6 protein-coding genes are annotated in these 12,763 nt (G+C 56.1%); 3 read left to right on the forward strand and 3 right to left on the reverse strand.

The window, feature by feature from the left end:
- Window positions 1-457: 457 nt before the first annotated feature.
- Entirely contained in the window at window positions 458-6,115 is a 5,658-nt protein-coding gene (locus LDN30_RS08305) for an alpha-2-macroglobulin family protein (protein ID WP_223929218.1), read from the reverse strand.
- Between the two features lie 227 nt (window positions 6,116-6,342).
- Between LDN30_RS08305 and LDN30_RS08310 the strand changes: the two genes are divergently transcribed.
- The 3 genes from LDN30_RS08310 to aroC are packed head-to-tail and all read left to right on the forward strand — an operon-like array spanning window position 6,343 to window position 10,469.
- Window positions 6,343-8,889 carry a glycoside hydrolase family 94 protein gene (locus LDN30_RS08310; protein ID WP_223929219.1) on the forward strand — a complete coding sequence of 849 codons (2,547 nt, stop codon included), beginning with the start codon at window positions 6,343-6,345 and terminating at the stop codon, window positions 8,887-8,889.
- A gap of 29 nt (window positions 8,890-8,918) precedes the next feature.
- Window positions 8,919-9,356, forward strand: a complete 438-nt coding sequence (locus LDN30_RS08315) for a hypothetical protein (RefSeq protein ID WP_223929220.1) — start codon at window positions 8,919-8,921, stop codon at window positions 9,354-9,356.
- A gap of 18 nt (window positions 9,357-9,374) precedes the next feature.
- A complete protein-coding gene (gene aroC / locus LDN30_RS08320; protein WP_223929221.1) occupies window positions 9,375-10,469 on the forward strand; it encodes a chorismate synthase in 1,095 nt (364 codons plus the stop codon).
- A gap of 162 nt (window positions 10,470-10,631) precedes the next feature.
- Here the strand turns inward: aroC and LDN30_RS08325 are convergent, their stop codons facing one another.
- Window positions 10,632-11,540 (reverse strand): dihydroorotate dehydrogenase, encoded by a 909-nt coding sequence (locus LDN30_RS08325; RefSeq protein ID WP_223929222.1) that lies wholly within the window; start codon window positions 11,538-11,540, stop codon window positions 10,632-10,634.
- A 27-nt stretch (window positions 11,541-11,567) separates the two neighbouring features.
- On the reverse strand, window positions 11,568-12,338 hold the full coding sequence (locus LDN30_RS08330) for a dihydroorotate dehydrogenase electron transfer subunit (protein ID WP_223929223.1): 771 nt from the start codon (window positions 12,336-12,338) through the stop codon (window positions 11,568-11,570).
- Window positions 12,339-12,763 lie beyond the last annotated feature (425 nt).

Below are 12,763 nucleotides of genomic sequence, written 5' to 3' on the forward strand. Positions count from 1 at the left end.
CAGTAAATCAAGTTTTCAGCGCAAAGTTATATGTTATTTTTCATATACAAAACATTATATGACTCTTTTAACAGCATTTAAGCATCGTTTCCATCTGACCTTGATATATGTCATCGATTGACTGACAACGACATACCGGGGCGGAAATCGTCCCGGCGGTCAGCAGTCGATGCGAGGTCCATCGTCCGGCAGCAGTGTCCTGACCTCGGATGTCGGCGCATCATCATCGGCCGTGGACAGCCATAGAGATGCAAAACGGGCCGTTTCAGCGTGTGAAACGGCCCGTTTCGAACTCCAATATGGACCAAATCGCAACGCGAAATGGCATGTATTGGCAACGTGTTGGTTTTCAATAGATTACGGAAACGGCAGTGAATTGAAGATTGGATGAAATATCTCTACTGTCTTCCGCACCGTCCGCAGGTGCAAGCACAGACTGTCTACAATAGCCGGAACATTACTTTCGGCTGACGCTCACGGCGCTGCCTCCCTGCCGTCCGATGAACTCCGGGGCATAAGCACACTGCGCCGTGCATGACCCGGAAGTGTAGTCGCCGGCGCGGTCGATGAAGTAGTCGAACTCAACGACATGCGTTCCCTTTGCCATCCGGTCGAAGAAGAAAGCCGTGGAGCTCGCGCGCGGAGCGACGTAGCATCCGTCCCTGTAGCCCGAGAGCTGGGCAACGGGCTCGAGACAAGCAGCCCGCTTATCGACAATCTCAACGAAGTCGTAGTCGCGGTCGGCCTTTACGGTTATGCGAACCCTCACCCTGTCGCCGACTTTCAGCTGCGATGCCGGCTTTCCATCGGCGGCAACGATCTCCCGCTTGACGCTGATGCCACTCGAGAGGGTGCCTATTTCGGCTGCGGGCTGTAGGAACTGTGCGTAGACAGCACCCCAGCTGACACCTGCCGAGGTCTTGCTGATGTCGACAGAACCGGCTGCCGAAGCTGTGGCCTCAGTGCTTATGTCCTTCATAACGTAGCCCGTTCCTGCCTCACCCTGTGGCAGGGCGATGGCCTTTCCACCTACGCTGACCCTCGGAGCCGCGGCCGTGGCAAGGGTTGCGGCTGCCGATGCCGACAGCGATCCCTCTGTTCCGACGGGAGCCATGAAGGCGTAAATAGCATTAGCCGATGCCAACGGCGACTCCCACGTCTGGGTGCGCTTCTCCTGCAGGAGCCAACGGCGCATCTCAGCTATCGTTGCCGTATCGTTAGGGCGAAGGCGGAGCCAAGCCTCGATAGCTGCCGTCTGAGTAGGAATCTTATAGTCGAACCAGCTGTAGGCTGCTTTCCGTGTGTCGAAATAGCGGCCCACAGGTTCCTTATAGACTGAGTATTCGCTGATGCTGCGCAGGTATTCGTCGGCAGTCTTGTTGCGGCCGTACATCGCGAGGATGACGGCGGCGTTGGCTTTGCCGTAGATGGTAAGTGCGCGCGGCTGCTTGGCGAGTTTGTCGACGATATAACGGATGTCGGCAGTGGTCCGGCGATGAGCCAGTGCAGAGGCGTAAACATAGTCGCAGAGGGCATCCGACGGCCACACCACAATCTTCTTTGCATCGAGACGCTGCATCTGGGCCACCTCCTTGGCGGCTTTCTTGTCGAGGAACGACCACACTGTGGCTCCGCGGCTACGGTCGTTGAGTAGGGCCGCAGCACTCTCCCGACCGTCACCGCCACGGCCCGCAACAGCGGTGATGGCATCGAGACGGACGAGAGTCTTGGCCACGGCCACCGTCATCGGGAAGGAGCCGTACATTCCCGGCCACCACGAGAAGGAGCCGTCGGGATTAATCAGATTGCGGAGCTCACCCTTGATGGTGGCAAGACTGTTGTCGAGACTATTCTCATCGAAGTAAGCCGCGAGCGCACGCTTGCGCGCTGCATCGTCGTCGGAGGCTTTCAGCCATGGTGTCGATTCCAGACCGAGTGCCTTAAGGTCGTCGTTGAGCTTCAGACTGCTCTCGAGCGACGAGCCACCATTGGCTGCCGCCATGCGCCACTGACTGAACACATTTTTTATATGAGCGTTTGAGCCAATAATCATCCGCGAAATGCTGTTGGCGAAGTAAGCCGTCGAGAGCGACACCGCATCCTTGTCGTTGGCGTTGGCAACATAAGGAAGGGCCTGAACCATGAGCCACGCGGGGTTGTTGGTGTATTCGAGCTTTACCCTTACGTTGTCGGCAGCCTTAGGAAACAGACTGCTGAGGGGGATATTCGTTGTCGACGGTCCCACCTGAGTGAATGGATAGGTGTTGACAACCGGCTCACGATTAGGTACAACGGCGAGATACTGCTGCTCGCCATCGGCAAATCCGTCGCCCTCGGCCGTCACCCTGACGATGAGCATGCCACCGTCGGCCACTGCCGGACACTTGTCGACGGGAATGGCAAAGAAGGCTGTAGCCGTACTGCCGGAGTCGACGCTGAACTGCTGTCGCTCGGTGGTGATCACCTTCTCGGTGGCGGCATCGAGGAGTTCCATTGTGGCTGTGCCGCTGACACCGTGGTCGGAGGTGTTGGAGATGCGGGCACTGAGCTGCGTCTTGTCGCCGACACGCACGAAGCGCGGTGCGTTGGGTTCCACCATGACGGTCTTTGCAGCCACGACATCGGCTGTTATCATGCCGTAGTTGACGTCGGTATCGTGGGCCAGACCCATGAAACGCCAAGTGGTGACAGCCTCAGGGAGGGTGAATTTCATCGTGATATTACCCTCGCTATCGGTGGTAAGACGCGGATAGAAGAAGGCCGTGGCGTTGAGATTCTCACGGATATTCACATCCTTTTTGTCTGTGGCGTCGTCGTCGGCAGCCTCTTTCTTTCTTACGACAGCCACCTCCATAAGCGCCGGTTCGGCCGCGGCAAAGTCGTTGACCTTCATCCGGACTTTCATCCCCGCAGCAGTCCCCATGAGCATGTTGCTCCGCGTCAGCCTGTAGTTGCGACCGGGCGATGTCAGCCATCCGTCGCTGAGACCGGCATAATAAGAGTCGTCGATGGAGCGGAACGACAAAGGGCTGTCCTTCAGAAGACTGATATTGGCGTAAGAATTGGCGTAGAGAGTGGGCCGCGAGACACCGAGCCACTCAGCCGACGGCAGCGACTGGCTGTAGCTGGGCTCAAAGCTCCATTCGTGTTTCAGCAGCTGGTCAAGACTCTTGTCGTAGAGCGTGGCCATGAGCTGGGCGTTGGCGGGACGTGGCTCAGCCTTCCGGCCACCGGCAGGGGCGAGCACGGTGAGCGTCCACTCCTCTTTCTGTCCGGGGAGCAGCCGGTTGCGGAACGTCTTCCACGACAGACGCAGACGGTTGTCGACGTCGGGGCGTACGATTTCAGCTCTGTGGATGTAGGTGATGCCATCACGAACCCACGCAACGTTCATCACGAGGCCGTCGCCATAACTCTCTTTATACGTTAACTTGCGAGTAGTGAGGGCGTTACTCTGGTCGATGGCTCCCTGCTCAATGATTTCGTTGCGGGCTGAGAGAATCGTGTAGACAACATGCTGGCGGTCGTCGCTGGAGCCAAACTGCACACTGACGGGCGATCCGTCGGCGGGAAACTTCGCGGCACTCTGCCAGAACCAGTCGTGGGTGGTGACGACGGGACGCTTGTCGGTGGCGGAGAATACGACGAACGGCTTGCGCAGGGTGTCGGTGCCGCAGACAGCCGTGAGCACGTAGGCCCCCGACACTGCTTTCCATCCGTTCTTAGCACCGATGGCCACGGCCGTATTGGCCTTGGCCGGGAGCCACTTGGCGGTGGCGGCAGCGTGCGACGGTTCGTCGACACGCCACATCACGTCGCCGGGAATCTCCTTTCCAGCCATATTGACGCGGCGGAAGGTGACAGTGGAGAGCGAGTCGATGAGAATCTTGTCGGGCAGGTCGCAGGTGAGAACCGTGGCGTTGGTGCCGAGCGGAAGGGTCATTTCGCCCTCGTGGCTCTCACCGCCCGCGTCGGTGACCTTGGCTCCAACGGATATATTATAATAATGGTATAGACGGCGGCCTTCTTTCATCAGGGCAGCGTCGGCATCGGGGAGAACCACAGGCACGCGCAGACTGAAACTGCCGTCGGCACCGGTTCTGACTGTTCCCTGGGCGAGCGTTGTGCCGTCGGAGGTTCCGGACACCCACCGCCACCACCACACATTACGGCGCACAACGGTGTAAGCGACATCAGCATTCTGCACAGCCACACCCGAATAGGTGCGGGCACGGCCGCTGACGGTAATCGTGTCGCCGGCGGTGTAGGCCCCGGTATAATCGTCGAAAGTCACCTCGAAGGTGGGGCGCTTATATTCCTCTACGTTGAAATAGACTGATTCCGAGGCATCAGCGGTTTGAGCCGTGACGGAGAACTGGCCCGTGAGACCGGCGGCTGGCAGCGCAAAATCGGTCGAAGCGGTACCGAAGCGGTCGGTGGTGGCGGTGGTTGTGGCCACCTCCTTATAGTTGGCGTCGCGGAGGGTGAACGTCACACGGCGGTCGGCAGCAGCACTGCGGTGGCGCGTGGCATCGTCCTGACGATAGACGATGGCTGCGGTGTGGACGGTTTGTCCGGGGCGGTAGAGGCTGCGGTCGGTGAACATCGACATGCGCTCCGTGGCCATCGGGGTGCTCGAATTGTAGTAGTCGGAGTAGATGCCCGTGGAGGGTGCGGCCTTATCGGCATCGGTATAGGCCCACACGTTCATGCCGCCATTCTCCTTGCGTGCGAAAATGACTTCGCCCTTGCGGTCTGTAGTGAGATTGCTGACGGTGCCCTTCTGTCCATAATGACGGTTCTCGGTGACGCGGATGTGGGCTCCAGCAAGGGGCTGACCGGTGGTAGCATCGACAACGACAAACCGCGTCTTGCCCCCGGGGAGGCTCTCGCTGACGAAGGCCACATTGCTTACATTATATATACGGTATACGGCGTGGGGTGTGGGGGTCGATGCGTCGCAGCCGAAAGTGAACTTCATGAGCCACACTCCCACGGGAAGGGCGGGAACACTGATGCTGTCGGAAGTGGTCTCGTAGCCATGGGCGAAAGTTATTGACTTCTCGACGGTTACGGCCGTGGAGGGAATGGCCATGGCGAGGACCTTCTTCAGTCCGGCATCGCTGGAGGCATCGAGTTGTGTGGCCCCGTCGGTGTTGAGACGGGTGAGGGTGAGGGTGAGTTTACTGATGTTGCGCGAGGAGAACCGCAACGTCGAGGCTTTAGCGGGAATGGTTGTCCGTGAGCCGCCAAGGGTCTGAAACTCAGCGCGCAGGAGCTGACGCTGGCCGTTGCGAACGGTGTTGATATTCTTCCACGACGGCCACCGGCTGATGACCGTCTGACCATAGTCGTATTTCGCTCCGGCATCGGCGTTCGTCGATTCGGGCATGAGCGAATAACGGCGGACAGCAGCCTCGGCGCAGACATCGACGTCGCCATACTCGGCAATGACGCTGTCGAGGGCGGCTATCGACTCACGGTCAGTCCTGCCCGTGGCGGTGGCCGACAGCAGAGCCGACAGACAAGCGGCAGCCCTGTTGCCGTGGGCCTTATAGTAACGCTCAAGCAGCGGGCTGTTGTCGGTGAGGATGCCGACGACATGGAGGAGGTCGTCGTTAAAATACTTGCTGTCGTAGCCCGACACCTGTGTCATAGCCGTCACCAACGGCTCGTAGGTTCCGGCCTTGACGGCGGCAAGGGCATCGGGATTGGCCATGGCCTTAGCCCAATAGTCGCGCTGAAGGCGTTGGCGGTCGGCACCAAGACTGTAGTTGGCGCGGTAGATATCGCCGAGGATGGCGTAATAGACTGAGCGCAGGACGGGCGACGACGTGGCTGCGGCAGCCGACGAAAGTCGCTGAATCTCAGCTTGCAGCGAGTCGGGGCTGACCGTCACACGACAGGAGCTGCGACGCATGCCGGCGGCAAGGAGCTGACCGTAGTTGCCCTCACGGCTGGCCTTGGCCACAATCTTGTCGAGAGCCGAAATCTCGGTCTGGGGCAAGTCCTTGGCCTGGGCGTCGCCGACACTCTTCCACAGCTGGCCGTAACTCTGCGCAAAGGCCAGTGAGGGGAAGAGAACGGAAATGATGATAAACAACAATTGCTTCATATACGTTATCTTATTGTTATTCGTTGATACTCAATGGGAAATTTATTTTTATCCCAACAAAATTACAACAAAGAAATGGCACGGACAAGAAAAAATTGCCTCACAATTGGTTAATGGTTGTTAAACCAACTTTTTGCAAGCGTTTCCTTCGCCGAATAAAAATAAATTAATACCTTTGCACTGAACCAAATTCATACCTTAGCGCATAAACCAAAAAAAACTTCATTATGAGCAACGAAAGATACGGCCACTTCGACGACCTTCACAGAGAGTACGTTATAACCAGTCCGCTGACCCCATGGCCATGGATAAACTACCTTGGCAATGAGGACTTCTTCTCACTCATCAGCAATACGGCGGGAGGATACAGCTTCTATAAGGATGCCAAATTCCGCCGTATCACACGATACCGCTACAACAACGTGCCGATGGACAACGACGGCCGGTACTTCTACATCAAGGACGGCGACACGGTGTGGAACCCGGGATTCAAGCCCTGTCGCACACCGCTCGACTTCTACGAGTGTCGCCACGGCATGAACTACACACGCATCACCGGACAGAAAAACGGGGTGGAGGCCAGTGTGCTCTTCTTCGTGCCGCTCCACAAGTGGTGCGAGGTGCAGAAGATGACGCTGACGAACAACAGCAACGAGCAGAAAAGCCTGAGGGTGTTCTCTTTCGAGGAGTGGTGCCTATGGAACGCGGCCACCGATATGGAGAACTTCCAGCGCAACTTCTCGACGGGAGAAGTCGAGATTGAGGGCTCTACGATATACCACAAGACGGAATACCGCGAGCGCCGCAACCACTACGCTTTCTACCACGTCAACCAGCCGATAGCCGGATTCGACACCGATCGCGAGACGTTCATGGGACTGTACTCGGAGAAATCGATGCCCGATGCCGTCAGAGAGGGGCTCCCGCGCAACAGCCATGCCCACGGATGGAGCCCCATAGCCAGCCACTGCATCGACGTGGATCTGAAACCGGGCGAGAAGAAGGATCTCATCTTCATACTTGGATACGTCGAAAATGAGCAGGAAAAGAAATGGATTGACGCGGCGGACGAGAAAGCTGGACGCGGCGACAAGGCTGAAACCTACGGCGAGGACGGTCTCGACAGGGTTATAAACAAAGCTAAGGCACATCAGCTCATAAGCGAATTAGACACCACAGAGAAAGTCGACGCGGCGTTCCGGGAACTCGGCGAATACTGGGACCGGCTGCTCGGAATATACCACGTCAGCACTGGCAACGACAAACTCGACAGAATGGTGAACGTATGGAACCAGTACCAGTGCATGATAACATTCTGCATGAGCCGGTCGGCAAGCTTCTTCGAGAGCGGCATAGGACGGGGAATGGGATTCCGCGACTCTAACCAGGATCTCGTGGGATTCGTACATCAGATTCCTGAAAGGGCCCGGCAGAGGATTATAGACATAGCATCGACACAGTTCCCCGACGGAGGATGCTACCATCAGTACCAGCCGCTGACAAAACGGGGAAACAACGACATCGGAGGGGGATTCAACGACGACCCCTGCTGGCTCATCTTCGGAACGGTGGCATATATCAAGGAGACGGGCGACTTTTCGATTCTCGACGAAATGGTGCCCTTCGACAATAAGCCGGGGACGGAGAAAACGCTCTTCGAGCATCTCACAATATCGATGAACCACGTCGTAAACAATCTCGGTCCGCACAAGCTGCCGCTCATAGGAAGAGCCGACTGGAACGACTGCATGAATCTCAACTGCTTCTCATGGGACCCCAACGAGAGTTTCCAGACAACAGAGAACAAGACGGAGGGAACAAAGGCCGAATCGCTGATGATTGCCGGGCTCTTCGTCTGCACCGGCAACGACTATATGGCTCTGTGTCAGGAGCTTGCGGATACAAAGCCAGACTTCAAGAGTGAGACTCTGAGCAGTTTCGACTTTGCGGCCGAGGGACAGCGCATGCAGAAAGCCGTCGACAACATGAGCGATGCCGTGAAGACGGCAGGATGGGACGGAAAATGGTTCCTCAGGGCTTACGACTTCTACGGCAAGAAGATTGGGTCGGACGAAAACCGCGAGGGAAAGATCTTCATCGAAAGCCAGGGATGGTGTACCATGGCCGGAATCGGACTCAAGGAGGGACTCTGCGACAAGGCTCTCGAATCGGTCAAGGAGCGCATGGACACACCGTTCGGCATAGTGCTGCAGAACCCTGCTTACACCCACTACTACGTGGAATACGGCGAAATATCGAGCTATCCGGAGGGATACAAGGAGAACGCGGGAATCTTCTGCCACAACAACCCGTGGGTAATCATCGGAATGACGGTGGCCGGACACGGCAACGACGCATGGGAGCACTACAAGAAAATACTGCCAAGCTACGTCGAGGAGAAATACCAGAGCCTGCATAAGGTGGAGCCGTACGTCAACTGTCAGATGGTGGCCGGAAAGGACTCGCCACGGCCGGGAGAGGGAAAGAACTCGTGGCTCACGGGTACTGCGGCATGGATGTGGTACACGGTGTCGGAATTCATCCTCGGCATCAAACCCGACTACCGCGGTCTGCGCATCGACCCCTGTCTGCCGTCGACAGCCCGCGAATACACCGTGGAGAGGAAATTCCGCGGCGCCAACTACAAGATTCATATCACCAACCCCCATGGCGCCGAGAAGGGCGTAAAGAGCATTACCGTCGACGGAAAACCGGTTGAGGGCAATCTCGTTCCAGCCGCACCGGGAGAGCACATCGTTGAGGTGGTGATGTAGAACCGACGGAAAGGAGCAGAAAAAAGAGTATGATTCCAACGGTTGCTACATTAATAATCGTCGCGGCGATCATCGTAGTGGCAATAGTCCACAGCATACGCACCAGAGACTACGAGCCCGAGAAGAAGCCCGTTGCCGACGAGCGTATGACCGTGGAGGAGGCCGGAGAGCTGTACTCCGACGGTGAGCTCACGACAAAAGCCGGATACCTGCACTACACGCTCACGGAGGCTTACGAGGCCGGCGACGGAACCACGGGGCCTTTCGTGGGATATGTGAGGCCCGATGCCCAGCACGACGGCACACTGCTCATCTACGACAGTAACGACGATATAAGAGGAAAGGTGGAGGCACAGAGCGAATACTACGCCGCGCTGCTCAACCGGAGGCATGCCAACTGCTATGGATTCGTGGCGAAAGGCGACTCCGACGGCTGCCACGGCGAGGTGTGCCTCAGAAAGATATAATAATAAACAGAAAACAGAATGCGAAATACATTTGGCAACATATTCCGGCTGACAACATTCGGCGAAAGCCACGGCGAGGCCGTTGGCGGTGTCGTCGACGGAATGCCGGCGGGAATAGACATCGACATTGATTTTATTCAGACCGAGCTCGACAGGCGCCGGCCGGGGCAAAGCAGGATAACGACGGGACGAAAGGAACCCGACAGAATAGAAATTCTCAGCGGGGTCTTCGAGGGAAAATCGACGGGGACACCGATAGGATTCATCGTCCGCAACACCAACCAGCACAGTCAGGACTACGAGAACCTGCGCTGTCTCTTCCGCCCGTCGCACGCCGACTACACTTACTATAGCAAGTACAACATACGCGACCACAGAGGCGGCGGACGGTCGTCGGCACGCGTGACGATAGCAAGAGTAGTGGGAGGAGCACTGGCTAAACTCGCACTGAGAAAGCTGAATATAGCCATCACGGCCTACACCGAGCAGGTGGGAACGCTGACGGTGGGCCGCGACTACCGCAGTCTCGACCTCACGAAAACGGAAACAAACATCGTCAGATGTCCCGACAGTGCTAAGGCAAAGGAAATGGAGGAGCTCATAGCGGAGGTGAAAGCTGAGGGCGACACCATCGGCGGTATCGTGGCTTGCGTCGTTAAGGGATGTCCAGTGGGACTCGGCGAACCGGAATTCGGGAAACTGCACGCGCAGCTCGGAGCGGCAATGCTCGGAATAAACGCCGTGAAGGGTTTCGAATATGGCGACGGATTCAATATGGCCGGAAAGAGGGGCTCGGAGGTGAACGACATCTTCGTGGCCACGGCTGACGGCGAAGGACAGCAACCGACAATAACAACCAAAACGAACCACAGCGGCGGCATTCAGGGCGGACTGAGCAACGGTGAGGACATCTTCTTCCGAGTGGCGTTCAAGCCCGTGGCTACAATCCTGCGCGAACAGCCCACCGTCGATCTCGAGGGCAATCCCACAATAATGAAAGCACGAGGGCGCCACGATCCATGCGTGGTGCCCAGAGCCGTACCGATAGTCGAGGCTATGGCCGCTATGGTCATACTCGACAATTATCTCATGAATAAAACCGTGAGACTATAATCCGTGAATGATAAGAGCTGATGGGTGATGATAATTGGCCAGCTGACGGATAATGCCGATTAGCCAGCTGACGGATAATGCCGGTTAATAAGCATTACGGCCGCAGACTTGTTAACAAGACCTGCGGCCGTAGTAGGACCGGTAGCCATAGCCACCCCGCTCTTATCTCACTACACCGATAATCTCCGACAGACTCTTACATCCGTGACGGTCAAGCCAAGTGCTGATACCGTCACGGATTTTTATTGTAGCCGTAGGATCTATGAAATTGGCCGTACCAACCTCGATAGCCGTAGCACCGGCCATAAAGAACTCTATAGCGTCCTCAGCAGTCATGATACCGCCAAGGCCTACCACGGGAATATTCACGGCATGGGCCACATCGTAGACCATACGGACGGCAACGGGTTTCACGGCAGGACCACTCAGGCCACCGGTGCGGATGCTCAGCTTGGGACAGCGGTGCTCAATGTCGATGGCCATACCCATAAGGGTGTTGATGAGCGATACGGCGTCGGCGCCCTCAGCCTCACAAGCCTTGGCAATGGAGCTGACATCGGTGACATTGGGCGAGAGCTTCACAATCATCGTCTTATGGTAGGCAGCACGGACGGCACGGACAACGCTCGACGCACCCTCACAGGTCACACCGAAAGCCATTCCACCATCCTTAACATTCGGACAGCTGATGTTCACCTCGATGGCAGGAATACGGTCCAGAGCGTCAATACGGCGGGCACACTCGGCATAATCGGCTGGACTGCTGCCACTGACGTTCACAATCATATTCGTGTCGATGTCCTTAATCTGAGGATAGATATTCTTAACGAAATAGTCGACACCCTTATTCTGCAAACCCACACAGTTGAGCATGCCCTGGGCCGTCTCGGCCATTCGCGGATAGTCGTTGCCCTCGCGGGGATGGAGGGTGGTGCCCTTGACGATGATGCCGCCGATACCGTCGAGAGGAACAAGGTCGGCAAACTCTAAGCCATAACCAAATGTACCGCTGGCAGTCATCACCGGATTCTTCAGTCGGAGGTTATTTATCTTTACATTTAAATCAGCCATAATACAGAAAATAATTTTACAATATTTCTACCATAACAGTTTCTGAATGTCGAACACTGGACCGTCCTGGCATACCCGCAGATTGCCCTCGGTGGTCTTCTCCACACAGCAGAGACAGGCACCAAGACCGCAGGCCATCATGTTCTCCAACGATGCCTCACAGGCTGTGCCGGTCTTGCGGGCGTAAGCAGCCACGGCTTTCATCATCGGCGTGGGACCGCACATCGAAATGCGGGTGAACACCTCACGGCTCAAAACGGAGTGATTGGTAACAAAGCCACGCTCACCGGCACTGCCGTCCTCAGTGGTTACATAGACGTTGCCCAAGTTCTTGAACAGATCGAGTTCCAAGAGCTCAGATGCCGTGCGGGCACCAAGGAGGAACGACACGCGGGCACCACGATCCTTGGCTTCACGACCGAAGAAAAGCAACGGCGCTATGCCCACACCGCCGCCGACAAGCAGCAGACTCTCGTCTGACGAGCTGGGAAGGGTAAAACCATTACCCAATGGAAGAAGACAGTTGACAACATCGCCGCTGCCCAATCCCGCCAATGTACGGGTGCCGTCGCCCACAAGAGCCACAAGGAGCCACAGCTCGTTGCGCGAGCGGTCAACATAGTTGATGGAGATTGGACGGCGAAGGAATGTCGACGGCGAATGGTCGATGCGCACCTCCACAAACTGACCCGGAATCATCTCTGGCAAAGCAGCCGGGGAAGTAAGCTTGAGGAGAATGTGGCGGTCACTCAATCGCTCATTTGAGACAACCGTCAGATCGAGAAGATACTTTTTCATTTTCAACTTAAATATCTGTTATGAAATACCTTAAATATCTGTTTTAAATTCCTAGAATTCAATTATCAGATACCGAATTATCTGTCCGCAAGATACCGAATTATCTGTCCGCAAGATACCGAATCGTCTGTCCGTGAGATAGCGGATTATCTATCCACAAGATACCGGATCGTCTTTCCGCGAGATAGCGGATTATCTATCCACAAGATACCGGATCGTCTGTCCGTGAGATAACGGATTATCTATCCACAAGATAGCGGATTATCTGTCCGCAAGATACCGGATTATCTGTCTTCGAATTCCGATGCAAAAATAATCATTTTTTTCCGATTACGTTAATCTTTCCCCTTAATCTTCGCACCAGTGTGCTTATGCTCCTTTAGTTTCTCTTGTTTCTATGGCTGCCTATAGCTGTCTATGGCTCC

It is taken from the genome of Prevotella lacticifex (assembly GCF_019973375.1).
Lineage (GTDB): Bacteria > Bacteroidota > Bacteroidia > Bacteroidales > Bacteroidaceae > Prevotella > Prevotella lacticifex.

What these genes read in the sequence shown, in the direction of transcription:
- LDN30_RS08330 (WP_223929223.1), bottom strand. Translation starts at nt 12,338, where the DNA reads ATGAAAAAGTATCTTCTCGATCTGACGGTTGTCTCAAATGAGCGATTG.
- LDN30_RS08305 (WP_223929218.1), bottom strand. Translation starts at nt 6,115, where the DNA reads ATGAAGCAATTGTTGTTTATCATCATTTCCGTTCTCTTCCCCTCACTG.
- LDN30_RS08315 (WP_223929220.1), top strand. Translation starts at nt 8,919, where the DNA reads ATGATTCCAACGGTTGCTACATTAATAATCGTCGCGGCGATCATCGTA.
- aroC (WP_223929221.1), top strand. Translation starts at nt 9,375, where the DNA reads ATGCGAAATACATTTGGCAACATATTCCGGCTGACAACATTCGGCGAA.
- LDN30_RS08325 (WP_223929222.1), bottom strand. Translation starts at nt 11,540, where the DNA reads ATGGCTGATTTAAATGTAAAGATAAATAACCTCCGACTGAAGAATCCG.
- LDN30_RS08310 (WP_223929219.1), top strand. Translation starts at nt 6,343, where the DNA reads ATGAGCAACGAAAGATACGGCCACTTCGACGACCTTCACAGAGAGTAC.